Raw genomic sequence first — 26,084 nt, 5'->3', positions numbered from 1 at the left:
GGTATCGGCCGAATTACGGTAAAGCTTGAGCAGAGGATTAAAGAGATGTCGGAAATTTCGACCATCGTTGTAGGCGCTGGCCCGGATGGCCAGCCGGTTGGGCAAGCCATGAGGCTGGCCAACCGCCATGGCCTGGTAGCGGGTGCAACGGGTACTGGCAAGACCGTCACCCTGCAGCATCTGGCGGAAGCGTTCAGTGACGCGGGGGTTGCGGTGTTCGCCGCCGATGTCAAAGGTGATCTTTGCGGCCTGGGCGCTACTGGTGCACCGCAGGGCAAGGTGGCCGAACGCATCGCCGGCATGCCCTGGCTGGGGCACAGGCCCCAGGCTTACCCGGTGAGCCTGTGGGACATTGCCGGGCAGTCCGGCCACCCGCTGCGCACCACCCTCAGTGAAATGGGGCCGCTGCTGCTGGGCAACCTGCTGGAACTGACCGACAGCCAACAGGCGGCGCTGTATGCGGCGTTCAAGGTGGCCGACCGTGAAGGCCTGCTGCTGCTCGACCTCAAGGACCTCAAGGCGCTGCTCGCGCACCTGAAGGACAACCCGCAACTGCTGGGTGAGGACAGCGCGCTGATGACCACGGCCTCCACCCAGGCGCTGTTGCGCCGGTTGGCGACCCTGGAGCAGCAGGGCGCCGAGGCGTTGTTCGGTGAACCGGGGCTGCAGCTCGAGGACCTCCTGCGGCCAGACCCGGATGGCCGTGGGCGTATCCACCTGCTGGACGCCAGCCGGTTGGTTCACGATGCACCGAAGGTGTACGCGACCTTCCTGTTGTGGCTGCTGGCCGAGTTGTTCGAGCAACTGCCTGAGCGCGGTGATGCCGACAAGCCGGTGCTTGCGTTGTTCTTCGATGAAGCGCACTTGTTGTTCAACGATACGCCCAAGGCATTGCAGGATCGCCTGGAGCAGGTGGTGCGGCTGATTCGTTCCAAGGGTGTGGGTGTGTACTTCGTTACCCAGTCGCCGGGGGATTTGCCGGATGCGGTGCTGGCCCAGTTGGGCTTGCGCATTCAGCATGGCTTGCGGGCGTTTACCGCCAAAGAGCAGAAGTCGCTGCGCGCCGTGGCCGATGGCTTCCGCCCCAACCCGGCGTTCGACACCCTGGCGGTGCTGACCGAACTGGGCATTGGCGAGGCGCTGGTGGGGACGCTGGAAGAGAAGGGCACGCCAGCGATGGTGCAACGGGTGCTGATTGCACCGCCGCAGTCGCGTATCGGGCCGTTGAGTGCGGCTGAGCGCAGTGCGCTGATTGCCGATTCGCCGCTGGCGGGGCGTTACGACAAGCCGGTGGACCGTGAGTCGGCGTATGAGATGCTGACCCAGCGCAAGGGTGAGCCGGTGGAGCCCGCGCCGCAACCCAAGGCAGATGAAGAGAGCTTTGCCGACAAGGCTGGTGAGTTCTTGCAGAGTGCGGCAGGGCAGGCAATCAAGTCGGCGGTGCGCCAGGCGGCCAACCAGTTGGGGCGGCAGTTGGTGCGTGGGTTGATGGGGTCGTTGCTGGGGGGCAAGAAAAGGTAGTTTGCCTTTACCGGCCCCCATCCACAGGCCTGCGCTGTACCTGTAGGAGCGGCCTTGTGTCGCGAAAGGGCTGCGAAGCAGCCCCGGGATTTCAGCGCAGATGCACAAATTGCTGGGGCTGCTCTGCAGCCCTTTCGCGACACAAGGCCGCTCCTACAAGAGGCGTGTGTGTTTGCGGATACGAAAAAGGCGCCGGAGGGCGCCTTTTTCTATTGCGGTATCACTCAGCCAATGGCTTTGGACGCCAGCCAGAACAGGCCGGCCGCCAGGCCCATCGACGCAGGCAGGGTCAGAACCCAGGCCAGCAGGATGGTCTTCACGGTGCCGCCTTGCAGGCCGCTCTTGTTGGCGACCATGGTGCCGGCCACACCGGACGACAACACGTGGGTGGTCGATACCGGCAGGGCGAAGATGTTGGCCATGCCGATGGCGCAAGCCGCGGTGATCTGCGCCGACATGCCCTGGGCATAGGTCATGCCCTGCTTGCCGATCTTCTCGCCAACGGTCAGTACCACGCGCTTCCAGCCGACCATGGTACCCAGGCCCAGGGCCAGAGCGACGGCCACGATCACCCAGAACGGGGCGTATTCGGTGGTGGCGGTCAGGTCTTTGCGCAGTTTTTCCAGGTCGGCCTTTTCACGGGCTTCCAGGCCTGGCAGCTTACCGACCTTCTTCGCCGTGTCGTCCAGGCACAGCAGGTAGCGGCGCACTTCGACACGCTTGTCGGCACTCAGGCTGTGGTAGTCGGTCACGCCCTGCAGCGAGGACTGCAGCGCGGCAATGGTCGGCTCGGTCTGCTGCGGGTTGCAGCTGAACTGCTCCGGCAGGTCGCTGGACTTGGCCTTGCCCAGTGCCAGGAACTCGCCCAGGGTGGCGGCGTTGCGCTGGTAGAACTGGCTCATGTGCAGGGTGGCGTCGCGGGTACGCTCGATCTGGTAGGTGGTGCTGTTCAGGTCGAGGACGAACTTGGCCGGGACGATACCGATCAGCACCAGCATGATCAGGCCGATGCCTTTCTGGCCGTCGTTGGAGCCGTGCACGAAGCTCACGCCCATGGCCGAAACCACCAGTACCAGGCGGTTCCAGAACGGCGGGTGCTTCTTGTCGTCGAGCTTGCGGCGCTGCTCGGGGGTCTTGTGCATCTTCGACAGCGGGCGCCACCACTTCAGGCCGATCAGTACCAGGGCGGCAACGGCGAAGCCGGCCATCGGCGAGACCACCAGCGACATGGCGATGTCGATCGCCTTCTGCCAGTTGACGCCGTCGCCCAGCGGGATGTCGTTGATCAGGGCATTGGCCAGGCCGACGCCGAGGATGGAGCCGATCAGCGTGTGCGAGCTGGAGGCGGGGATACCGAAGTACCAGGTGCCCAGGTTCCAGGTGATGGCCGCAGCCAGCAGCGAGAAGACCATGGCCAGGCCGTGTCCGGTGTTCACATTGATCAGCAGCTCTACCGGCAGCAGGTGCACGATGGCATAGGCCACCCCGACACCGCCGAGCAGAACGCCAAGGAAGTTGAACACGCCGGAGAAGAACACGGCGAGGTGCGGCGGCATGGCTTTGGTATAGATGACGGTAGCTACCGCGTTGGCGGTGTCATGAAAGCCATTGATGAACTCGAAGGCGAGCACGAAGGTCAAGGCGAGCAGCAGGCTCACCAACACCCAGGCATCCAGTCCGCTGAATAATTCGATCATGAAGGTTGTCTGGCGGTCTTAGGGGGGCGGGATTATGCCAGAAAACCTTGGCAATCGATGCATCTGCGACAGACCGATGGCAATCTTCCTGTCGGGAGCGTGATGTGCACGGCGTGACGTGGAGGCAGGGAAATGTCCGCTAAAACGCGCAAAACCTGGCGAAAACCGGCAAAAAGCTGGAGAAAAAGCCGCTTCGCTTCTGTTCAAACGGCCGTATGAAATTTGTGTAATTCCATTTCACCTTCGGCCGGACAGTAAAGATCGACCGCGCCCGGGCAGGCCGGGCGACGACGCGCTGGCGTGGTCCCGGGGGTCAGGGAGTGTCGCTGCGCAGTTCCTTTTCCATACGTTCCAGTTCCTGGCTGAAGGCCTGGTCGCGCACGCTGGCGCGCTTGCGCCAAGGTTTGCGTTCCGGATCCGGTTGTGCGGCGTAAGTGGTGACTTCGCCACCGTAAACATCCTTGTAACGTTCAGCCTGGCGCTCGAGTTCCGCGCGCAGTTCATCTTTCGTCACAGTAGTACCTGAATTAAGTTTGATGAGTGTTGTTATGCGCTGTGCAGCGTGCACATGCCTTGCTGGCCGCAACGGCTTGATACAGCGGAAGGTTCCATTGCCACGGCATCGTCGAGGCCTGCGCAATCGATTATAGCAACCGATATTTCGCCGAACATCGTTATTTACCCAACCCTGACATCACCAGACGCAAGTAACGGAATGCATCCGACAACAGTTTGGGCCTTTCGTACAAGTTTGAAAGGCAAGACGGACAAAAGTTCGTTGCAGTGCAGCAGCGGGACCGTCGAGCGGGAGGGTAATGAAAAACGGCCTCGCCAAAAGGCGAGGCCGTTGCCTGGGGACTTCTACGGTGGGTACCTGACCAGTCTCTCCAAAGAAGCCACAAGTGGCATGAGAAAGGTATAAGTAAAAGTGTCAGCGGTCAATTGCGATTATCGGCCGTTTGTTCGATAATCGCACGAGTGGGCGTTTTTTTTGAGGTGTGCGATGAGTGACGAAACCCTGGCCAACGATTCCGTCAATCCAGAGTCGGGCAACCCGGAGCAGGGGCGATCTGCCTCGGCAGCCCTGGCACCGCCGATCGTGGCTTCCCCGGCAAAGCGCATCCAGGCCTTTACTGGCGACCCGGACTTCATGACCTCCTTGGCCCGAGGCCTGGCAGTCATCCAGGCCTTTCAGGAACGCAAGCGTCACCTGACCATCGCCCAGATCAGCCACCGCACCGAAATCCCCCGTGCGGCGGTACGCCGTTGCCTGCACACGTTGATCAAGCTGGGTTACGCCACCACCGACGGGCGCACCTATTCGCTGTTGCCCAAAGTGCTGACGCTGGGGCATGCGTACCTGTCGTCGACGCCGCTGGCGATTTCCGCCCAGCCTTACCTTGACCGCATCAGCGACCAGCTGCACGAGGCGGCCAACATGGCCACGCTCGAAGGTGACGACATTCTTTATATAGCCCGTTCGGCCACCGTGGAGCGGCTGATTTCGGTCGACCTGTCGGTGGGCGGGCGCCTGCCGGCCTATTGCACATCGATGGGGCGCATTCTGTTGGCGGCCATGGATGACACCAGCCTGCGGGAATACCTGGAGCGTGCCGACCTGAAGGCGCGTACCAGCCGTACCTTGCATGACCCTGAGTCGCTGTTCGCCTGTATCCAGCAGGTGCGCGCCCAGGGCTGGTGCGTGGTAGACCAGGAGCTGGAGCAGGGGCTGCGTTCGATTGCGGTGCCGGTGTATGACGCCTCGGGGCAGGTGTTGGCGGCGTTGAATGTGAGTACCCATGTCGGGCGGGTGACGCGCAGTGAGCTGGAGCAGCGGTTCTTGCCGATCCTGCTGGCGGCCAGCCGGGACCTTTGCCATCAGTTGTTTGGCTGAAGTGTCCCGGGGGCGCGTTGCACCCCTTTCGCGACACAAGGCCGCTCCTACAGGTAGATCGCGTAACCCTGTAGGAGCGGCCTTGTGTCGCGATGGGCCGCAAAGCGGCCCCAAAATAAAACAGTAATAACCGTTTCCTGTGCGATAAACGCACAGTGTCGTTCGCGGTCAATTGCGCCACCACCGCCCGCTGATTAATGTCTCTCGCAACGGTCGGCTGTGCCGACCGAACAAGAAAAACATAATAAGAGGCACTTACATGAATACTGTCCCCTCGCTGCCGCGGCCGCACCCGCGCGCAGTACCGTTATATCCAGGCTGACGCCGGCCGCATTCCCTCAAACTATCGTCCTCTGTACCGGTTTATCGCGTGCAGTGGCCTGGCTGTGCCCCTCATTCTGGATAACAACAATGAACCAAGCGCAAACCAACGTCGGCAAAAGCCTTGACGTCCAGTCGTTCATCAATCAGCAGCCGCTGTCCCGCTACCAATGGCGGGTGGTGTTGCTGTGCTTCCTGATCGTCTTCCTCGATGGCCTGGACACCGCCGCCATGGGCTTCATCGCCCCGGCCCTGTCGCAGGAGTGGGGGATTGACCGCGCCAGCCTCGGCCCAGTCATGAGTGCTGCATTGATCGGCATGGTTTTCGGTGCCCTCGGCTCCGGCCCGCTGGCGGACCGGTTTGGCCGCAAGGGCGTGCTGGTGGGGGCGGTGCTGGTATTTGGCGGCTTCAGCCTGGCCTCGGCCTATGCCACCAACGTCGACCAGTTGCTGGTGTTGCGCTTCCTGACCGGCCTGGGCCTTGGCGCAGGCATGCCCAACGCCACCACGCTGTTGTCTGAATACACCCCCGAGCGCCTCAAGTCGCTGCTGGTGACCAGCATGTTCTGCGGCTTCAACCTGGGCATGGCCGGTGGTGGTTTCATTTCCGCCAAGATGATCCCGGCTTACGGCTGGCACAGCCTGCTGGTGATCGGTGGCGTGCTGCCGTTGCTGCTGGCACTGGTGCTGATGGTATGGCTGCCGGAGTCGGCGCGGTTCCTGGTGGTGCGCAATCGGGGCACCGACAAGGTGCGCCAGACCTTGTCGCCCATCGCGCCAGGGGTGGTGGCCGAGGCGGGCAGCTTCAGCGTGCCGGAACAGAAGGCGGTGGCCGCGCGCAACGTGTTCGCGCTGATCTTCTCCGGTACCTACGGCATGGGCACCATGCTGTTGTGGCTGACCTACTTCATGGGCCTGGTGATCGTCTATCTGCTGACCAGCTGGCTGCCAACCTTGATGCGCGACAGCGGCGCGAGCATGGAGCAGGCTGCCTTCATCGGCGCGCTGTTCCAGTTCGGTGGCGTGCTGAGTGCCGTCGGCGTGGGCTGGGCCATGGACCGCTTCAATCCGCACAAGGTGATCGGCATTTTCTACCTGCTGGCCGGGGTGTTCGCCTACGCCGTGGGGCAGAGCCTGGGCAACATCACCGTATTGGCCACCCTGGTGCTGGTTGCCGGCATGTGCGTGAACGGCGCCCAGTCGGCGATGCCTTCGCTGGCGGCGCGCTTCTATCCGACACAGGGCCGCGCCACAGGGGTATCGTGGATGCTGGGTATCGGCCGCTTCGGGGCGATTCTCGGGGCCTGGAGTGGCGCGACGCTGCTGGGGCTGGGCTGGAACTTCGAACAGGTGCTGACGGCGTTGCTGGTGCCGGCGGGGCTGGCGACCGTGGGTGTGATCGTGAAAGGGCTGGTGAGCCACGCTGACGCGACCTGAAGCCCGGGGGCCGCTTTGCGGCCCTTCGCAGCACAAGGCTGCTCCTACAGGGAAACGCGATTCCCTGTAGGAGCGGCCTTGTGGCGCGAAAGGGCTGCGCAGCAGCCCCAGAATCAAGATGAGTAGCAGGACAACAAATGGTTCGATAATCGCACAAATAGTCGATTATCGGATTGTAAGCCACCCACCAGTCTCCTTAATCTGAGCTCACCGAAGCACCCTGACCAGGAGTCTCCAAATGGCTGCAATTCTCCCGCTTCACGAAGCCGTGAAGCAGTTCATCCAGGATGGCGATACCGTCGCCCTCGAAGGTTTCACCCACCTGATCCCGACTGCCGCCGGCCACGAGATCATCCGTCAGGGCAAGCGCGACCTGACTCTGGTGCGCATGACTCCGGACCTGATCTACGACCAGCTGATCGGCGCCGGTTGCGCCAGCAAGCTGATCTTCTCCTGGGGTGGTAACCCGGGTGTCGGTTCGCTGCACCGCCTGCGTGATGCCGTCGAGAAGCAATGGCCACACGCCATCGAAATCGAAGAACACAGCCACGCCGACCTGGCCAACGCCTATGTCGCCGGTGCTTCCGGCCTGCCGTTCGCCGTGCTGCGTGCCTACGCCGGCTCCGACCTGCCGAAGGTCAACCCGCTGATCAAGAGCGTCACCTGCCCGTTCACCGGTGAAGTGCTGGCAGCCGTGCCGTCGGTGCGCCCGGACGTGACCGTGATCCACGCGCAAAAGGCCGACCGCAAGGGCAACGTGCTGCTGTGGGGCATCCTCGGTGTGCAGAAGGAAGCCGCCTTGGCCGCCAAGCGCTGCATCGTCACCGTCGAGGAAATCGTCGACGACCTGCAGGCCCCGATGAACGCCTGCGTGCTGCCGACCTGGGCGCTGAGCGCGGTGTGCCTGGTACCTGGTGGTGCGCACCCGTCCTATGCCCACGGCTACTACGAGCGTGACAACCGCTTCTACCAGGCCTGGGACCCGATCGCGCGTAGCCGCGAATCGTTCACCGCCTGGATCGACACCTACATCCGTGGCACTGCCGATTTCAACGAATTCAAGGCCAAGCTGGCCAGCACTGCGGAGGCCGCACAATGAGCTACTCCACTTCCGAAATGATGACCGTCGCCGCAGCCCGTCGCCTGCGCAACGGTGCTGTGTGCTTCGTCGGCATCGGCCTGCCATCCAAGGCTGCCAACCTGGCGCGCCTGACCTCGTCGCCAGATGTGGTGCTGATCTACGAATCCGGCCCGATCGGCGCCAAGCCAAGCGTGCTGCCGCTGTCGATCGGCGACGGCGAGCTGGCCGAAACCGCTGACACCGTGGTGCCGACCGGCGAGATCTTCCGCTACTGGCTGCAAGGTGGGCACATCGACGTCGGCTTCCTTGGCGCCGCCCAGGTCGACCGCTTCGGCAACATCAACACGACTGTGGTCGGTGACTACCACGCCCCGAAAACCCGCCTGCCGGGTGCCGGTGGCGCACCGGAAATCGCCGGTTCCGCCAAGCAGGTGCTGATCATCCTCAAGCAGTCGCCGCGTGCCTTCGTCGACAAGCTGGACTTCATCACCTCGGTTGGCCACGGTGAAGGCGGCGACTCGCGCAAACGCCTTGGCCTGCCAGGCGACGGCCCGGTCGGCATCATCACCGACCTGTGCATCATGGAGCCGGAAGCCGGCACCCACGAATTCGTCGTCACCGCGATCCACCCGGGTGTGACCCGCGAGCAGATCATCGCCGCCACTGGCTGGGCGATCCGCTTTGCCGACGATGTGCAGACCACTGCCGAACCTACCGAAGTCGAGCTGTCCGCCCTGCGTGACCTCGAAGCCCGTACCGCCGCGGCCCATGGCCAGGTGGCAGGAGAAGCCTGATGCGCGACGTATTCATCTGTGACGCCATCCGTACCCCGATCGGCCGCTTCGGCGGCGCCCTGGCCGGCGTGCGGGCCGACGACCTGGCCGCCGTGCCGCTGAAGGCGCTGATCGAGCGCAACCCGAGCGTGCAGTGGGATCAGGTTGACGAAGTGTTCTTCGGCTGCGCCAACCAGGCCGGTGAAGACAACCGCAACGTGGCGCGCATGGCGCTGCTGCTGGCCGGCCTGCCGCAGAGCATCCCGGGCGTTACCCTGAACCGCCTGTGCGCGTCGGGCATGGATGCCATCGGCACTGCCTTCCGCGCCATTGCCAGCGGCGAAATGGAGCTGGCGATTGCCGGCGGCGTCGAGTCGATGTCGCGTGCCCCGTTCGTCATGGGCAAGGCCGAAAGCGGCTATTCGCGCAACATGAAGCTCGAAGACACGACCATCGGCTGGCGTTTCATCAACCCACTGATGAAGAGCCAGTACGGTGTGGATTCCATGCCGGAAACCGCCGACAACGTGGCCGACGATTACCAGGTTTCGCGTGCTGACCAGGATGCTTTCGCCCTGCGCAGCCAGCAGAAGGCAGCTGCCGCCCAGGCCGCCGGTTTCTTCGCCGAAGAAATCGTGCCGGTGCGTATCGCGCACAAGAAGGGCGAGACCGTCGTCGAGCATGACGAGCACCTGCGCCCGGAAACCACACTGGAAGCCCTGACCAAGCTCAAACCGGTCAACGGCCCGGACAAGACCGTCACCGCCGGCAACGCCTCGGGCGTGAACGACGGTGCCGCGGCGTTGATCCTGGCCTCGGCCGAGGCGGTGAAGAAACACGGCCTGACCCCACGTGCCCGGGTACTGGGCATGGCCAGTGCCGGTGTTGCACCGCGGGTGATGGGCATTGGCCCGGTGCCGGCAGTGCGCAAGCTGACCGAGCGCCTGGGTGTGGCGGTGAATGATTTCGATGTGATCGAGCTCAACGAAGCCTTTGCCAGCCAAGGTTTGGCGGTGCTGCGTGAGCTGGGTGTGACCGACGATGCACCGCAGGTGAACCCCAACGGCGGTGCCATCGCCCTGGGCCACCCGCTGGGCATGAGCGGTGCGCGCCTGGTGCTGACTGCGCTTCACCAGCTGGAGAAGAGCGGTGGGCGTAAAGGGCTGGCGACCATGTGTGTGGGCGTTGGCCAAGGTTTGGCGCTGGCCATCGAGCGGGTTTGACCTGTACCGGCCTCTTCGCGGGTAAACCCGCTCCCACAGGGAACCACGCATCCCCTGTGGGAGCGGGTTTACCCGCGAAGAGGCCGGCACATGCGACTCAAGGCTAATTGCCAGCCAGATAGCGGAACGAGTGTGTTACCAGGTGTGTCTAGAATTACCTGCGACCCTCCAGGAGTAAACTCACCATGACCTCAGCCTATTACACCGGCGAAGAACGCAGTAAACGCATCTTCGCTATCGTTGGTGCCTCTTCAGGCAACCTGGTGGAATGGTTCGACTTCTACGTCTATGCCTTCTGCGCGATCTACTTTGCCCCGGCTTTCTTCCCCTCCGACGACCCCACCGTGCAGTTGTTGAACACGGCAGGCGTGTTCGCCGCGGGCTTTCTGATGCGCCCCATCGGTGGCTGGATCTTCGGCCGCCTCGCTGACCGCCATGGTCGCAAGAATTCCCTGATGATCTCGGTGCTGATGATGTGCTTCGGCTCCCTGATGATCGCCTGCCTGCCCACCTATGCCAGCATCGGCACCTGGGCCCCGGCGCTGTTGTTGCTGGCCCGGCTGATCCAGGGCCTGTCGGTAGGCGGCGAATACGGCACCACTGCCACCTACATGAGTGAAGTGGCCCTGCGCGGCCAGCGCGGCTTCTTCGCCTCGTTCCAGTACGTGACCCTGATCGGCGGCCAGTTGCTGGCGGTGCTGGTGGTGGTGATCCTGCAGCAGCTGCTCACTGAAGAAGAACTGCGCGCCTGGGGCTGGCGCATTCCGTTCGTGGTCGGCGCCATTGCCGCGCTGATCTCGCTGATGCTGCGCCGCTCGCTGCATGAGACCAGCAGCGCCGAAACCCGCCAGGACAAGGATGCCGGCACCATCAAGGGCCTGTTCCGCAACCATGCGGCGGCTTTCATCACCGTGCTCGGCTATACCGCGGGCGGTTCGCTGATCTTCTACACCTTCACCACTTACATGCAGAAGTACCTGGTCAACACCACCGGCATGACCGCAAAAAACGCCAGCTACGTGATGACTGGCGCGCTATTCCTGTTCATGGTGCTGCAGCCGTTCTTCGGCATGCTCTCCGACCGCATCGGCCGGCGTAATTCGATGATGCTGTTCGGCGCCCTGGGTACGCTGTTCACCGTACCGTTGCTGATGGCGCTGAAAACCGTGAGCAGCCCGTTCATGGCCTTCGTGCTGATTACCCTGGCGTTGTGTATCGTCAGTTTCTACACCTCGATCAGCGGGCTGGTGAAGGCCGAGATGTTCCCGCCGCAGGTGCGCGCACTGGGTGTGGGCCTGGCCTATGCGGTGGCCAACGCGGCGTTCGGCGGTTCGGCCGAGTACGTGGCCCTGGGCCTGAAGACCTTGGGCATGGAAAACACTTTCTACTGGTACGTGACGGCGATGATGGCGATTGCCTTCCTGTTCAGCCTGCGCTTGCCGAAGCAGGCCGCGTACCTGCACCACGATGATTAAGGACGTGGCATGACCAACCAACTGTTCGACGCCTACTTCACCGCACCGGCCATGCGCGAGATCTTCTCCGACCGTGGCCGCCTGCAGGGCATGCTCGATTTCGAAGCGGCGCTGGCGCGGGCCGAGGCGGCTGCCGGGCTGGTCCCGCATAGCGCGGTAGCGGCCATCGAGGCGGCGTGCCACGCCGAGCGCTATGACGTTGGCGCGCTGGCCAATGCCATCGCCACTGCTGGCAACTCGGCGATCCCGCTGGTGAAGGCGTTGGGCAAGGTGATTGCCAGTGGCGTGCCCGAAGCCGAGCGCTATGTGCACCTGGGCGCCACCAGCCAGGACGCGATGGACACCGGGCTGGTCCTGCAGCTGCGTGCTGCCCTCGACCTGATCGAAGCCGACCTCGGCAAGCTGGCCGATACCTTGTCGCGCCAGGCCTTGCAGCACGCCGACACGCCGTTGGTGGGGCGCACCTGGCTGCAGCATGCCACCCCGGTGACCCTGGGCATGAAACTGGCCGGTGTGCTGGGCGCCTTGACCCGTCACCGCCAGCGCCTGCAGGAGCTGCGCCCACGCTTGCTGGTGCTGCAGTTCGGCGGTGCCTCGGGCAGCCTGGCGGCTTTGGGCAGCAAGGCGATGCCGGTGGCCGAAGCCCTGGCCGAGCAGCTCAAGCTGACCCTGCCCGAGCAGCCCTGGCACACCCAGCGCGACCGCCTGGTGGAATTTGCCTCGGTGCTGGGCCTGGTCGCAGGTAGCCTGGGCAAGTTCGGCCGTGATGTCAGTCTGCTGATGCAGACCGAGGCGGGGGAACTGTTCGAGCCTTCCGCGCCGGGCAAGGGTGGGTCTTCGACCATGCCGCACAAGCGCAACCCTGTGGGCGCCGCGGTGCTGATCGGCGCCGCGACCCGCGTGCCGGGGCTGGTTTCGACGCTGTTCGCCGCCATGCCCCAGGAGCATGAGCGCAGCCTCGGCCTGTGGCATGCCGAATGGGAAACCCTGCCGGACATCTGCTGCCTGGTATCTGGTGCGCTGCGCCAGGCCCAGGTGATTGCCGAGGGCATGGAAGTGGATGCCGCGCGCATGCGCCGTAACCTCGACCTGACCCAGGGCCTGGTGCTGGCCGAAGCGGTGAGCATCGTCCTCGCCCAGCGCCTGGGCCGTGACCACGCCCACCACCTGCTGGAGCAGTGCTGCCAGCGCGCGGTGGCCGAGCAGCGCCACCTGCGCACCGTGCTGGGTGAAGAGCCGCAGGTCAGCGCCGAACTGTCCGCCGAAGAACTCGATCGCTTGCTCGACCCTGCCCATTACCTGGGCCAGGCCCGCGTCTGGGTGGCGCGCGCCGTGTCCGAACATCAACGTTTCACTGCCTGAAGGAGACCGCTGTGGCGCACTTGCAACTGGCCGATGGCGTTTTGAATTACCAGATCGATGGCCCGGAAAACGCCCCGGTGCTGGTCCTGTCCAACTCGCTCGGTACCGACCTGGGCATGTGGGACACGCAGATTCCACTGTGGAGCGAGCACTTGCGCGTGTTGCGCTACGACACCCGTGGCCACGGTGGGTCGCTGGTCACTGAAGGCCCTTACAGCATCGAACAGCTGGGCCGTGACGTGCTGGCCCTGCTCGATGGGCTGGATATTGCCAAGGCGCACTTCGTCGGCCTGTCGATGGGTGGCCTGATCGGCCAGTGGCTGGGCATCAATGCCGGCGAGCGCCTGCACAGCCTGACCCTGTGCAATACCGCCGCCAAGATCGCCAACGACGAGGTGTGGAACACCCGTATCGACACCGTGCTCAAGGGCGGCCAGCAGGCCATGGTCGACCTGCGCGATGCCTCCATCGCCCGCTGGTTCACCCCGGGCTTCGCCCAGGCCCAGCCAGCGCAGGCCCAGCGCATCTGCCAGATGCTGGCGCAAACCAGTCCGCAGGGTTATGCCGGCAACTGCGCGGCGGTGCGTGATGCCGATTACCGCGAGCAACTGGGCCGTATCCAGGTGCCGGCGCTGATCGTTGCCGGTACCGAGGACGTGGTGACCACTCCGGAGCACGGCCGCTTCATGCAGGCCGGTATCGCGGGTGCCGAGTACGTCGACTTCCCGGCGGCGCACCTGTCCAACGTCGAGATCGGCGAGGCGTTCAGCCGCCGCGTGCTCGACTTCCTGCTGGCTCACTGAGGGATACCACCATGGACGAGAAACAACGTTACGACGCCGGCATGCAGGTACGCCGCGCAGTGCTTGGCGATGCCCACGTGGACCGCAGCCTGGAGAAGCTCAACGACTTCAACGGCGAGTTCCAGGAGATGATCACCCGCCACGCCTGGGGTGACATCTGGACTCGCCCGGGCCTGCCGCGCCATACCCGTAGCCTGATCACCATCGCCATGCTGATTGGCATGAACCGCAACGACGAGCTGAAGCTGCACCTGCGCGCGGCGGCCAACAACGGCGTGACCCGCGACGAGATCAAGGAAGTGCTGATGCAGAGCGCGATCTATTGCGGCATTCCGGCGGCCAATGCCACCTTCCACATGGCTGAGTCGGTGTGGGATGAGCTGGGCGTGGAGTCGCGTACCTGACCACTACGCGGTCCCTTGTAGGAGCGGCCTTGCGTCGCGATGGGCCGCAAAGCGGCCCCGGCAATATTGGCTGCGAAGCTGAAACCCTGGGGCCGCTTCGCAGCCCTATCGCGACACAAGGCCGCTCCTACATAGAGCGCGCCACCACGGGCCCGGCGTTGGCCTCGACGGCGCGTTTCAGGGCCGGGCACAGGCCGAGCATGAATGCCGCTTCTGCCACCACGAACAACGGCCCGATGATCAACCCACTGACATCGTCGACAAACGCCGGCTTGCGGCCTTCGTAGTAATGGCCGACGAACTGGATGATCCAGCCCACCACGAACGCCCCCAGCCCGGCACCGAGCCACAGCGCTGTCGTCTGCATCGCCAGCACCTGGCCGACCCACAGGCATAGCCCAAGCAACAACCCCATCACCAGGCCGAAGCGCAGGTCCAGGCGCAGGTAGAACCAGACCGAGGCTGCCGCCGCCGGCAGGGCAGGGGACAGCCACATGCCGGCTACCTCCCAGCCAGGGCGCGACAGCAGGATGGTGACCGCCAGCACGATCATCGGGATGCCGACGAAATGGGTGGCGATGTTGCGTGGGTCGCGGTGGTAGCTGGCGTATTGGCTCAGGTGGTCGACGAGGGTTTTCATTGTTGTGCCTCCCTGGTTGCCTGATCGAGGTGTATTGCCTGTTCTGGCCTCTTCGCGGGTAAACCCGCTCCCACAGGGGGCACCACAACTCCTGAGGGCTGCGCTGTACCTGTGGGAGCGGGTTTACCCGCGAAAGGGCCGGTACAGGCGACCGATATAGCTCAGGATAGCCCGCCCCTGCCACCATCATCAGCTCAGCGAATGGCAGCAGCCCGCACTGGCATATCCAGCCCCACCAGCGTCTCGATCATCGCTCGCGCCGCCGGCGACAGCCGGTAACCGCTGCGGCTGACCACGCCACAGCGCACGCTCAGCACTTCCAGCGCCGGTGGCAGGTTGCGCCAGTGCAGGCGCACCAGGCGGCCGCTGGCCAGGTCTTCGGCCACGGCTTCCTCGCTGGCGGTGCCGATGGCATCGCTGGCCTCCACCACGCTGCGCAGCACGGCCAGGTGCTCGGTTTGCAGGTGCGGGGTGAAATCGCTGCGCCCGCTCAGGTTGGCCAGGCGCTTGCGCACGCCGGGGGCGAGCAGGGCGCTGGCCAGCGGGTAGCTGAACAGATCGTTGGTCGACAGGCTGTCCTTGGCCAGCAATGGGTGCCCCGGGCGGCAGAAGAACAGGCCGGGGCGCGGTGAAAGGGGCTCGGTGTGGAAGTTGGGGTCGGCTTCGAACGGGCGGATATCGTCGACGAAAAACTCGATCTGCTCGCGGCGCAGGGCCTGGCCGAGGCGTTCGGCGTTGTCCACCAGCAGCGAGGTGCGGATGCCCGGGTGGCGTTCGAGAAAGTGACGCAGGGCATCGGGCACCAGGCGCACGGCCAGCGCCGGGCCGCTGCCGAAATGCAGCTCGCCGGCGTCGAGCTTGGTCATCTGCAGCACTTCGTTGCTCAGCTGCGCGGCACCTTGTACCAGGCGCCGGGCATGTTGCAGCACCACCAGGCCTTCGGGGGTGGGCGGCAGGGCTTTGCTGGCGCGGTCGACCAGTGGGCAGCCGAAGCTGTGTTCCAGGCTCTGGATGGCACGGCTGAAGGCGGGTTGGGTGATGCCCATGGCCTCGGCGGCACGGACGAAGCTGCGGTATTCGGTGAGGGCGATGAAGTAGCGCAGCTGACGGAGGTCCATGTCACGGCTCTGGGGCGGGGATCAGGGGCCTATTCAAGCGGTTGCTGCATATGTCGTCAAAGAAGGTTTATTGATTTGTTTATAGCTTATGGTTATTTGCTGTGGCTTCTGGCCTCTTCGCGGGTAAACCCGCTCCCACAGGTTCACCACAGATTCTGAAGCTGTGGTGAACCTGAAGAATTCAGAGGAGATTCAGCGGGTAACTCACGATCAACCGGTTCTCATCGAACGAGTTGGTGCTGAAGTCCCGGCGCATGGTGGAGTTGCGCCACTTCACCGACAGGTCCTTGAAGCTGCCCGACTGCACCACATAGGCCAATTCGGTTTCCCGCGCCCATTCCTTGCCATCGTCCACGCCGCCTGCGGTGACGTTGTCACCCTTGATGTAGCGGTTCATCAGGGTCAGGCCTGGCACGCCGACGGTGGCGAAGTTGAAGTCATGACGCACCTGCCAGGAGCGCTCCTTGGCGTTGTCGAAGCTGGAGTTGTAGCTGTCGTTTGCCAGGGTGCCGCCGCTGGTGCCGTTGACCCGCATCCAGGCGTCGTCGCCGCTGACTTTCTGCAGGCCGACGTAGAAGGTGTGGCCCTGATAGCGCGCCGAGAGCATGGCCGAGGCGGTGCGGTTGTCCAGTTCGCCAGCGCGTTCGGCGCCGTCTTCCTTGCCGATGAAGTAGCCCAGGTTGGCGCCCAGGGTCCAGTCGCCCAGGGGTTGGCTGTGCACCAGGTTGAGGTACTGCTGGCGGTAGATGTCCTTGAGCTGGGCATCCCACAGGCCGATCATGGTGCGCTTGTCGTTGAAGGTGTACTCGCCGCCGCCAAAGTTGAAACGGTCGGAGGTGAATGCGGCCTTACCGTTCAGCGACATGTCTTCCATGCTGGCGTCGTTGCGCGGGCTGTTGCCGCGGAACTGGCCGGCGTACAGGGTCAAACCGGCGATTTCCTTCGAGGTCAGCTGGCCACCGCGGAAGGTCTGCGGCAGCGAGCGGCCATCGTCCGAGCGCAGGATCGGCAGTACCGGCATCCATTCACCCACTTTCAGCTCGGTTTCGGACAGCTTGGCTTTCAGTGCCACGCCCAGGCGGCCGAAGTCATCGGCCGGGCGGCCGTCGTCGTGCACCGGCAGCAGGTGAGTGTTGGTGGTGCCTTTGCCGCCATCGAGCTTGACCGAGTACAGGCCCAGTACGTCCACGCCGAAACCGACGGTGCCTTGGGTAAAGCCGGAGCGGGCGTCGAGGATGAAGCTCTGCGTCCACTCCTCGGCCTTGGCCTGCGGGTGTGCCGGGTCGACGAAGTTGCGGTTGATGTAGAAGTTGCGCAGGTTGAGGGTGGCCTTGGCGTCCTCCAGGAAACCACCTTGGTCGGCGGCGAACACGGGGAGTGCGCAGGACATGGCCAACAGGCCGGGCAGCAGCTGGCGTGCGGGTTGCAAAGTGCTCATCTGTCGTGGATCTCTTGTTTTTATGGGCGAGCCGGTACGCTGCAGGATGCGGCCTGCAGGTGCGGGTCTTTTGGGATGAACCGGGGCAACGTTGCGTGGGAGGATGGTGCGGGGTAGGGCTGGGGTGAGGCAATTCGCCACAAACGGAAGCGGGCGATAATCGAACAGAATGTTCTGGTTGGTTAATTGTTCTCCTGCACTGGCCTCTTCGCGGGCTCGCCCGCTCCCACAGGATCATCACAGCCTGTGGGAGCGGGCGAGCCCGCGAAGAGGCCGGTTCAGGCAACACAAAACAAAAAGCCCACCGCGAGGGTGGGCTTGATGCTTTGACAGCTTCAATCAGCTCTTCGGTGCTTCCACCGCTGCCTGCTGGTTGTTGGCCTGCCCGGTCTGCTCGTACCAGCCACCGCCAAGCGCCTTGTACAGGTTGACTTCGCTGGTCAGCTGCGACAAGCGGTCGCCGATCAGTGCCTGCTGGGCGCTGAACAGGTTGCGCTGGGCGTCGAGGAAGGTCAGGTTGCTGTCGATACCGATGCGATAGCGGCGTTCGGCCAGGCGGTAGTAGTCCTGGTTCGCCTGCACCAGGTCGCGTTGCGCCTGCAACTGCTCTTCGAAGGTCTTGCGCGCCGCCAGGCCATCGGAGACTTCCTGGAAGGCGGTCTGGATGGTCTTTTCGTACTTGGCGACGTTGATGTCCTTCTGGATCTTCGAGTAGTCCAGGCTGGCCTTCAGGCTGCCGGCGTTGAAGATCGGCAGGTTGATCTGCGGCTGGAACAGCCAGGTGCCCTGGCCGCCCGAGAACAGGTGGCCCATGTCGGGGCTCAGGCTGCCGGCATTGGCGGTCAGGCTGATGCTCGGGAAGAACGCTGCGCGGGCCGCGCCAATGTTGGCATTGGCGGCCTTGAGCAGGTGCTCGGCTTCCTGGATGTCCGGGCGACGCTGGAGGATGTCCGACGGCAGGCCGGCCGGTACTTCGGCCAGTTGATCGGCATTGAGCTCCAGCGGCTTGGCCAGGTCGGCGGGAATGCCGGTGCCCAGCAGCACGGTCAGGCTGTTGACGTCCTGGGCGACCAGGCGCTGGTACTGCGAGTACTTGACCCGGGCGCCTTCCACGGCGGTACGCGCCTGGCTGACGTCGAGTGCCGAGGCTACGCCGACTTCGTTGCTGCGACGGGTGAGGTTGTAGCTTTCCTCGTAGGTCTTCAGCGTTTCTTCGGTCAGCTTGAACAGCGCCTGGTCGGCCTGCCAGGTGTAGTAGGCGTTGGCCACGCTGGCCACCAGGCTGATCTGCGTGGAGCGACGCGCCTGCTCGCTGGACAGGTAGGTTTCCAGGGCCTGCTCGGTCAGGCTGCGCACGCGGCCGAACAGGTCCAGCTCATAGGCGCTGACGCCCAGGGTGGCCGAGTACTGGCTGGTGATGCCCGCTTCGCCCGTCTGCGACATGTTCGCCGGTACGCGCTGGCGGCTGCCGCTGCCGGTGGCCGAAACCGCCGGGAACAGGTCGGCACGCTGGATGCGATACTGCGCACGGTAGGCGTCGATGTTCAACGCGGCAACGCGCAGGTCGCGGTTGTTGACCAGCGAAGTCTGGATCAGCTGCTGCAGTGCCGGGTCGTGGAAGAACTGGCGCCAGCCCTGCTCGGCGGCGGCAACTTCCGCCGATTGCGTCGGCGAGTACGCAGGGCCTTGCGGCCACTGCGCAGCCACCGGCGATTCCGGGGTCTGGTAGTCAGGGATCAGCGAGCAGCCGCCAAGAATGAAAGCGGTTACTGCCAGGGACAACAAAGACTTGGTCATTGCCCAGCCTCATAACGTGGAGTTTCAGGGGTGACGTCTTTTTCCGGCTCTTTGCTGCCGAACAGTGACGACACTGCGACGAAGAACAGTGGTACCCAGAAGATAGCCAGCACGGTCGCACTGATCATGCCGCCGATCACGCCAGTACCGATGGCGTGCTGGCTGCCGGCGCCGGCGCCGCTGGCGATAGTCAACGGTACCACGCCGAGGATGAACGCCAGCGAGGTCATGATGATCGGGCGCAGACGCATGCGGCACGCCTCGATCGCCGCGTCGTACAGGCTGCGGCCTTGCTCGTGCAGTTCCTTGGCGAATTCGACGATCAGAATGGCGTTTTTCGCCGCCAGGCCGATGGTGGTCAACAGGCCGACCAGGAAGTACACGTCGTTGGACAACCCGCGCAGGCTGGTGGCGATCAGGGCACCGATGATACCCAGCGGTACTACCAGTACCACGGCGATCGGGATCGACCAGCTTTCGTACAGGGCTGCCAGGCACAGGAACACGAACAGTACCGAGAGGGCGAACAGTGCCGGCATCTGCGAACCGGAGAGTTTTTCCTCGTAGGACATGCCGGTCCAGGAGAAGCCGATGCCGCTTGGCAGTTCGCCAGCAATGCGCTCGACCTCGGCCATGGCTTCACCGGTACTGTAGCCCGGGGCCGGAGCACCGAGGATTTCCATTGCCTCGACGCCGTTGTAACGCGACAGCTTCGGCGAACCGTAGGTCCATTCGCCCTTGGCGAAGGAGGAGAACGGCACCATTTCGCCGGCGCCATTGCGCACGTACCACTTCTGCAGGTCTTCCGGGCTCATCCGCGCGTTCGGCTCGCCCTGGATGTACACCTTCTTGACCCGGCCACGGTCGATGAAGTCGTTGACGTAGCTGGCACCCAGGGCAATCGACAGGGTGTTGTTGATGTCGGCGATGGTCACGCCCAGGGCGCTGGCACGTTCGTCATCGATGGTCAGCTGGTACTGCGGCTCGTCGTTCAGGCCGTTCGGGCGCACGGCGCTGAGGATCTTGCTCTGCGCGGCCTTGGCCAGGAACTGGTTGCGCGCTTCCATCAGCTTGGCATGGCCGACACCGCCGCGGTCCTGCAGGAACACGTCGAAGCCGGTGGCGTTACCCAGTTCGAGCACCGCAGGCGGGGCAAAGGCGAACACCATCGCATCGCGGAAGGTGAAGAAGTGCTGCTGAGCGCGCTGGGCAAGGGCGAACACGCTGTTTTCCTTGGAGCGCTCATCCCACGGCTTGAGCATGATGAACGCCATACCCGAGCTCTGGCCACGGCCGGCGAAGTTGAAGCCGTTGACGGTGAACACCGAAGCCACGGTGTCGGCCTCTTCGCTGAGCAGGTACTCACGCATCTGGTCGACCACCACCTGGGTGCGCTCGGCACTGGAGCCGGCCGGGGTCTGTACCTGGGCGAACAATACGCCCTGGTCTTCTTCCGGCAGGAACGCGGTAGGGATGCGGGCGAACAGCCAGATCATGCCGACCACGATCAGCGCGTAGGCCAGCAGGAACGGTACCTTGTTGCGCAGGATGGTACCCACGCTGCGCTCGTAGCCGGTTACGCTGCGGTCGAAGTTGCGGTTGAACCAGCCAAAGAAGCCACGCTTGGCCACATGGTGCTCGCCCTTCTTCAGCGGCTTGAGCATGGTGGCGCACAGGGCCGGGGTGAAGATGAGCGCCACCAGCACCGACAGGCCCATGGCCGAGACGATGGTGATGGAGAACTGCCGGTAGATCACACCCGTGGAGCCGCCGAAGAACGCCATGGGCAGCAGTACCGCCGACAGCACCAGGGCGATACCCACCAGGGCACCCTGGATCTGCTCCATCGAGCGCTTGGTCGCTTCCTTGGGCGGCAAGCCTTCCTCGGACATCACCCGCTCGACGTTCTCCACCACGACGATGGCGTCGTCCACCAGCAGGCCGATGGCCAGGACCATGGCGAACATGGTCAGGGTGTTGATGCTGAAGCCGGCAGCGGCAAGGATGCCGAAGGTACCCAGCAACACAACCGGTACGGTCATGGTGGTGATGATGGTGGCGCGGAAGTTCTGCAGGAACAGGTACATCACCAGGAACACCAGGACCACGGCTTCGATCAGGGTGTGGATAACGCCACTGATCGATTCGGTGACCACCGGGGTGGTGTCATACGGGAATACCGCTTTCACCCCAGGCGGGAAGAATGGTTCCAGGTCGGCGATGGTCTGGCGCAGGGCCTTGGCGGTGTCCAGGGCGTTGGCACCGGTAGCCAGTTTAACTGCCAGGCCGGAGGCCGGCTTGCCGTTGAACTGGGCGCTGACGGCATAGTTTTCACCACCCAGGCCAACCTGGGCGACATCACCCAGACGCACCTGCGAACCGTCGCTGTTGACCTTGAGCAGGATCTTCTCGAACTGCTCGGCAGTCTGCAGGCGGGTCTTGCCGATGATGGTGGCGTTCAGCTGGGTACCCGGCATGGCCGGCAGGCCGCCGAGCTGGCCGGAGGACACCTGCACGTTCTGCGCGGCCACGGCGGTCTTGACGTCGACCGGGGTCAGCTGGAACTTGTTCAGCTTGGCCGGATCGAGCCAGATACGCATGGCGTACTGCGCACCGAACACCTGGAAGTCACCCACACCCGCGGTACGCGAGATCGGGTCCTGCATGTTGGAGACGATGTAGTTGGCCAGGTCGTCCTTGGTCATGCTGCCGTCTTCGGACACCAGGCCGATCACCAGCAGGAAGTTCTTCACTGCCTTGGTGACGCGGATACCTTGCTGCTGCACTTCCTGCGGCAGCAGCGGGGTGGCCAGGTTCAGCTTGTTCTGCACCTGCACCTGTGCGGTGTCTGGGTTGGTGCCCTGCTCGAAGGTGGCGGTAATGGTCATGCTGCCGTCGGAGTTACTTTCCGACGACACATAACGCAGGTTGTCGATACCGTTGAGCTGCTGCTCGATCACCTGTACCACGGTGTCCTGCACGGTTTGCGCCGAGGCGCCCGGGTAGGTCACGGCGATGGCGATGGCCGGCGGCGCGATGCTGGGGTACTGGTTGATCGGCAGCTTCAGGATCGACAAGGCGCCGACCAGCATGATCACCAAGGCGATCACCCAGGCGAAGATCGGGCGATCGATAAAGAACTTCGACATGGTTTACTCCGCTTTGGCGTCTGCTTTCGCCGCGTTGGCCTGAACAGGGCTGGCCGGCTTCTTGACGTTGGTGGCTTCGCTGACCTTGACCTCGACGCCCGGGCGCACGTACTGCAGCCCTTCGGTGATCAGGCGGTCGCCCGGGTTCAGGCCTTCCTCGATCAGCCAGTCGCTGCCCAGGGTACGGTTGGCCTTGAGCTGGCGCAGTTCGACCTTGTTCTCCTGGTTGACCACCAGCGCCGTCGGCGCGCCTTTCAGGTCGCGGGTCACGCCCTGTTGCGGGGCCAGGATGGCGTTGGCGTTGACCCCGGCCTTGAGCCGCGCATGCACGAACATGCCTGGCAGCAGGGTGTGATCGGGGTTGGGGAACAGGGCGCGCAGGGTGACCGAGCCGGTGGTCTCGTCGACCGCGACTTCGGAGAACTCCAGGCGGCCCTCCTGCTTGAACAGGCTGCCGTCTTCCAGCACCAGCTGCACCGAGGCGGCGTTGTCGCCGGCCTTTTGCAACTGGCCGCTTTCCAGGTCACGGCGCAGCTTGAGCAGCTCGGCAGTGGACTGGGTGACGTCGACGTAGATCGGGTCGAGTTGCTGGATGGTGGCCATGGCGTTGGCCTGGCCATTGCTCACCAGTGCACCTTCGGTGAACGAAGAACGGCCGATACGGCCGCTGATCGGTGCCAGGACCTTGGTGTAGCGCAGGTCGATCTGCGCGCTTTTGAGCGAAGCCTCGGCCTGCAATCGTTTGGCATTGGCGTCGTCGTATTCCTGCTTGGAAACAGCCTGTTCGTCGATCAGCTGCTTGTAGCGCTCGGCCAGCGAGCGGGTGGCCTGCAGGTTGGCCTGGGCATTGGCCAGGGTGGCTTCGTACACGGCAGGGTCGATCTGGTACAGCTGCTGGCCTTCCTTGACCTCACTGCCTTCCTTGAACAGGCGCTTGAGGATGATGCCGTTGACCTGCGGGCGCACTTCGGCGACGCGGTAGGCACTGGTACGCCCCGGCAATTCCGAGGTCAGGGTGAAGGCTTGGGGCTGGATGGTCACGACGCCGACCTGAGGAGCCTGCGCCGCTGGCGCTGCTTCTTCTTTCTTACAGCCACTGAGCAGGGTTGCCAGGGCGACGGCGGAAACCAGAGCGGTAACGGCTGGCTTGAATTGCATGAGGATCCTCGGGTCGCTGGAGCTGGGAGACGCTCAAGAGTAATGGAAGAGTCTTGATCTGGAAAAGTTGCTATCCGGTGGATAAATAGCTTGCTAAGGAATATACTTACATTCATGGTTGTTTGTAAATACCGCTGGGTTGTACTCGGGTACTGCCACAGCCCTTGATTAGCTCCTCCGCGAGGCACCCTGCAGAGGTGCCCCCGGAGTGTTCCCCGCACGCGCCGCGCGTTCGGGGCAGATGAGGTTTGTACTGCCATGGTCCGTCGAACCAAAGAAGAAGCCCAGGAAACCCGCGCCCAGATCATCGAGGCGGCGGAAAAGGCCTTCTACAAGCGCGGGGTTGCGCGAACCACCCTGGCCGACATCGCCGAACTGGCGGGTGTGACGCGGGGGGCGATCTACTGGCACTTCAACAACAAGGCCGAGTTGGTGCAGGCGCTGCTCGACAGCCTGCATGAAACCCATGACCACCTGGCGCGGGCGAGCGAAAGCGAGGACGAAGTGGACCCGCTTGGCTGCATGCGCAAGCTGTTGCTGCAAGTGTTCAACGAGCTGGTGCTCGATGCCCGAACCCGGCGTATCAATGAAATCCTGCATCACAAGTGCGAGTTCACCGATGACATGTGTGAAATTCGCCAGCAGCGCCAGGGTGCGGTGCTGGATTGCCACAAGGGCATCACCCTGGCGTTGGCCAATGCCGTGCGCCGGGGCCAGTTGCCAGGCGAGCTGGATGTCGAGCGCGCGGCGGTGGCCATGTTTGCCTATGTCGATGGCCTGATCGGGCGCTGGCTGTTGCTGCCTGACAGTGTCGATCTGTTGAAGGATGTCGAAAAGTGGGTCGACACCGGGCTGGATATGCTGCGCTTGAGCCCGGCTCTGCGCAAATGACACTTTGTTAAGGATTGTGAGGGAGTGTTACCCCTTTGTGTTAAGGGGGGATTAATGCTTTCGGGTGACTGGCATAAGGTGCAAATCCTGTAGGAGCGGCCTTGTGTCGCGATAGGGCTGCAGAGCAGCCCCAGGATTCCAGCATCAATGCATGAATTGCTGGGGCTGCTCTGCAGCCCTATCGCGACACAAGGCCGCTCCTACAAAAATCGCGCAGCTCTTAGCGTCCGCGCAGTTGCCGATCCGGCAATGCCACCGCCGCCAGTAGCCCGAGCAGTGCAACCAGCGCACTCCCCATCAACAGTTGCTGGAACGTCTCGAGCAACCGCCCCTGTGTCACCAGGTCTACTTCACCGGCCTTCAGGCTCCCCAGCAACGGATTACCCAGCGACTCGAACCCGCCCTGGTGCAGCAGCGCCAGCAGCAGGCTGGACATGCACGCCACCCCCATGGCCCCGCCCAGCGAGCGGAACAGGTTGGTGGTGCTGGTGGCCACGCCGATGTCCTTGCTGTCCACCGCGCTTTGCGTGCCTACCAGCGAGGTCGGGAACTGCAGCCCACACGCGATGCCCGTCAGCAGCATGAACAGCGCACTGAGCAAGGCCGACTGCGGCGGGGTCAGCGCCATGGCGAAAATGGCCAGCGGCATCAGCAGTGCACCGGCGAGGATCTGCGGCTTGTAGCGCCCGGTCAGGCTGGTCATGCGCCCGCCGGTGAAGGCACCCATGGGCAGCCCCATCACCAGCGGCAGGAGGTGCAAGGCCGCGCTGTCGGCACCGGCGCCGGTGATGCCCTGGTAGCGCAACGGCATGAGCATGGTCAGGGAGATCGACTGGAAACTGGCGAAGAAGATCACGCCCCAGCACAGCACCGCCACGCGGTTGCCGAACAGGCCGAGTGGCAGCAGTGGCTCCGGGCAGCGGCGCTCATGGGCGATGAACAGCACCAGGCCCAGCGCGGCGCAGGCGAACAGGGCCAGCACGGCCGGGTCGGCCCAGGCGTGGCCCTGGCCGACCAGGGTAATGCCCAGCAACAGGCTACCCAGGCCGAGAATCAGCAGCACGGCGCCAAGGTAGTCCACCTGCGCCTCGCGGCGCTGCGCCGGCATGCCGCCGAGGGCGCGGCGGATCGCCCACAGTGCAACCAGCCCCAGCGGCAGGTTGATCCAGAACACCCAGCGCCATGACAGGTATTCGGTCAGCCAGCCGCCCAGCACCGGCCCGGCGACGCTGGCCACCGCGTACATGCTGCTGAAATAGCCCTGGTAGCGGCCGCGCTCTCGCGGGGGCACGAAGTCGCCGATGATCGCCTGGCTCACCGAGACCATGCCACCGGCGCCAATGCCCTGCAGTACCCGGGCCAGCACCAGTTGCTGCATGTCCTGGGCCAGGGCGCAGGCGATCGAGGCCAGGGTGAACAGGCTGATGCCGGTGAGGATCATCCTGCGCCGCCCGTACAGGTCGCCCAGCTTGCCGTAGATCGGCACGGCCACGGTCATCGCCACCATGTAGCCGGAGATGACCCAGGCCAGCAGGCCGACATCGTTGAACTGCGCCGAGATCGCCGGCAGCGAGACGGCAACGATGGTCTGGTCCAGGGCGCCGAGGAAGATCGCCAGCATCAGGGCGGTGAGCACGTTGCGCAGGGTGGTGGGGGGCAGGGCGGCGGTCACGGGGATACCTTGTATGACGGTGGCGGCCTTCTTCGCGGGTAAACCCGCTCCCACAGGTCCGGTGTCGCTCCTGAGGACGGCGCGGTCCCTGTGGGAGCGGGCTTACCCGCGAAGAGGCCAGCATGAAGTCCCCGGATTGTAACCTGAGTTAGGTAGCTTCCTATGTACTATCTGCATCCCCTATGCAAGATCGGCATTGGCGCATTCATCCAGTGCTGCATAGCTGCGTG

At 63.9% G+C, this 26,084-nt stretch carries 20 protein-coding genes; 11 read left to right on the top strand and 9 right to left on the bottom strand.

Annotation, left to right across the window (positions count from 1 at the left end):
* Window positions 1–45 precede the first annotated feature (45 nt).
* Entirely contained in the window at window positions 46–1,521 is a 1,476-nt protein-coding gene (locus tag CAG00_RS12335; protein ID WP_085664388.1) for a helicase HerA-like domain-containing protein, read from the top strand.
* Between the two features lie 224 nt (window positions 1,522–1,745).
* Here the strand turns inward: CAG00_RS12335 and CAG00_RS12330 are convergent, their stop codons facing one another.
* Together CAG00_RS12330 and CAG00_RS28800 are read right to left on the bottom strand one after the other, a co-directional pair.
* A complete protein-coding gene (locus CAG00_RS12330) occupies window positions 1,746–3,218 on the bottom strand; it encodes an inorganic phosphate transporter (protein ID WP_085590382.1) in 1,473 nt (490 codons plus the stop codon).
* Window positions 3,219–3,531: 313 nt separating this feature from the next.
* Entirely contained in the window at window positions 3,532–3,732 is a 201-nt protein-coding gene (locus CAG00_RS28800) for a hypothetical protein (RefSeq protein WP_003259583.1), read from the bottom strand.
* A gap of 489 nt (window positions 3,733–4,221) precedes the next feature.
* Between CAG00_RS28800 and pcaR the strand changes: the two genes are divergently transcribed.
* The 9 genes from pcaR to pcaC all read left to right on the top strand — a co-directional run bounded on the left by pcaR (window position 4,222) and on the right by pcaC (window position 13,991).
* On the top strand, window positions 4,222–5,112 hold the full coding sequence (gene pcaR, locus CAG00_RS12320; protein WP_025340494.1) for a pca regulon transcriptional regulator PcaR: 891 nt from the start codon (window positions 4,222–4,224) through the stop codon (window positions 5,110–5,112).
* Between the two features lie 411 nt (window positions 5,113–5,523).
* Window positions 5,524–6,870: an MFS transporter gene (locus CAG00_RS12315; protein WP_085664387.1), complete on the top strand. Its 1,347-nt coding sequence runs from the start codon at window positions 5,524–5,526 to the stop codon at window positions 6,868–6,870.
* 238 nt (window positions 6,871–7,108) lie between these two features.
* A complete protein-coding gene (locus CAG00_RS12310; RefSeq protein WP_015271654.1) occupies window positions 7,109–7,969 on the top strand; it encodes a CoA transferase subunit A in 861 nt (286 codons plus the stop codon).
* A complete protein-coding gene (locus tag CAG00_RS12305; RefSeq protein WP_085664386.1) occupies window positions 7,966–8,745 on the top strand; it encodes a CoA-transferase subunit beta in 780 nt (259 codons plus the stop codon). Before CAG00_RS12310 ends, CAG00_RS12305 begins: the two co-directional genes overlap by 4 nt.
* Complete coding sequence (pcaF, locus tag CAG00_RS12300; RefSeq protein ID WP_176240882.1) at window positions 8,742–9,947, top strand: 3-oxoadipyl-CoA thiolase; 1,206 nt, start codon at window positions 8,742–8,744, stop codon at window positions 9,945–9,947. Before CAG00_RS12305 ends, pcaF begins: the two co-directional genes overlap by 4 nt.
* 185 nt (window positions 9,948–10,132) lie before the next feature.
* Window positions 10,133–11,422 (top strand): MFS family transporter, encoded by a 1,290-nt coding sequence (locus CAG00_RS12295; protein ID WP_085664384.1) that lies wholly within the window; start codon window positions 10,133–10,135, stop codon window positions 11,420–11,422.
* 9 nt (window positions 11,423–11,431) lie between these two features.
* A complete protein-coding gene (locus tag CAG00_RS12290; RefSeq protein WP_025340490.1) occupies window positions 11,432–12,784 on the top strand; it encodes a 3-carboxy-cis,cis-muconate cycloisomerase in 1,353 nt (450 codons plus the stop codon).
* Between the two features lie 11 nt (window positions 12,785–12,795).
* On the top strand, window positions 12,796–13,587 hold the full coding sequence (pcaD, locus tag CAG00_RS12285; protein WP_085664383.1) for a 3-oxoadipate enol-lactonase: 792 nt from the start codon (window positions 12,796–12,798) through the stop codon (window positions 13,585–13,587).
* A gap of 11 nt (window positions 13,588–13,598) precedes the next feature.
* Window positions 13,599–13,991, top strand: coding sequence for a 4-carboxymuconolactone decarboxylase (gene pcaC / locus CAG00_RS12280; RefSeq protein ID WP_013974040.1), 393 nt, complete (start codon window positions 13,599–13,601; stop codon window positions 13,989–13,991).
* Window positions 13,992–14,118: 127 nt separating this feature from the next.
* Here the strand turns inward: pcaC and CAG00_RS12275 are convergent, their stop codons facing one another.
* From CAG00_RS12275 to ttgA, 6 genes are all read right to left on the bottom strand, one after another.
* Window positions 14,119–14,631, bottom strand: coding sequence for a DUF962 domain-containing protein (locus CAG00_RS12275; RefSeq protein WP_025340488.1), 513 nt, complete (start codon window positions 14,629–14,631; stop codon window positions 14,119–14,121).
* A gap of 194 nt (window positions 14,632–14,825) precedes the next feature.
* On the bottom strand, window positions 14,826–15,749 hold the full coding sequence (locus CAG00_RS12270) for a LysR family transcriptional regulator (RefSeq protein ID WP_025340487.1): 924 nt from the start codon (window positions 15,747–15,749) through the stop codon (window positions 14,826–14,828).
* Window positions 15,750–15,930: 181 nt separating this feature from the next.
* On the bottom strand, window positions 15,931–17,187 hold the full coding sequence (locus CAG00_RS12265; RefSeq protein ID WP_075046220.1) for an OprD family porin: 1,257 nt from the start codon (window positions 17,185–17,187) through the stop codon (window positions 15,931–15,933).
* Between the two features lie 339 nt (window positions 17,188–17,526).
* Window positions 17,527–18,984, bottom strand: coding sequence for an AdeC/AdeK/OprM family multidrug efflux complex outer membrane factor (locus tag CAG00_RS12260; RefSeq protein ID WP_025340485.1), 1,458 nt, complete (start codon window positions 18,982–18,984; stop codon window positions 17,527–17,529).
* Complete coding sequence (gene ttgB, locus CAG00_RS12255) at window positions 18,981–22,133, bottom strand: multidrug efflux RND transporter permease subunit TtgB (RefSeq protein ID WP_075046219.1); 3,153 nt, start codon at window positions 22,131–22,133, stop codon at window positions 18,981–18,983. Before ttgB ends, CAG00_RS12260 begins: the two co-directional genes overlap by 4 nt.
* Before the next feature lie 3 nt (window positions 22,134–22,136).
* The gene (ttgA, locus tag CAG00_RS12250; RefSeq protein WP_025340483.1) at window positions 22,137–23,291 is read right to left on the bottom strand and encodes a toluene efflux RND transporter periplasmic adaptor subunit TtgA; all 1,155 of its coding nucleotides are present in this window, start codon (window positions 23,289–23,291) and stop codon (window positions 22,137–22,139) included.
* Window positions 23,292–23,549: 258 nt separating this feature from the next.
* Here ttgA and ttgR point away from each other — a divergent pair, with 258 nt between their 5' ends.
* A complete protein-coding gene (gene ttgR, locus CAG00_RS12245) occupies window positions 23,550–24,182 on the top strand; it encodes an efflux transport transcriptional regulator TtgR (RefSeq protein WP_025340482.1) in 633 nt (210 codons plus the stop codon).
* A gap of 220 nt (window positions 24,183–24,402) precedes the next feature.
* On the opposite strand, the gene CAG00_RS12240 is transcribed toward ttgR, so the two are convergent.
* Window positions 24,403–25,854: an MDR family MFS transporter gene (locus CAG00_RS12240; protein WP_085614266.1), complete on the bottom strand. Its 1,452-nt coding sequence runs from the start codon at window positions 25,852–25,854 to the stop codon at window positions 24,403–24,405.
* Window positions 25,855–26,084 lie beyond the last annotated feature (230 nt).

It is taken from the genome of Pseudomonas sp. B5(2017) (assembly GCF_002112825.1).
GTDB lineage: Bacteria > Pseudomonadota > Gammaproteobacteria > Pseudomonadales > Pseudomonadaceae > Aquipseudomonas > Aquipseudomonas putida_Z.
This window is presented reverse-complemented; position numbering and strand designations above follow the sequence as displayed.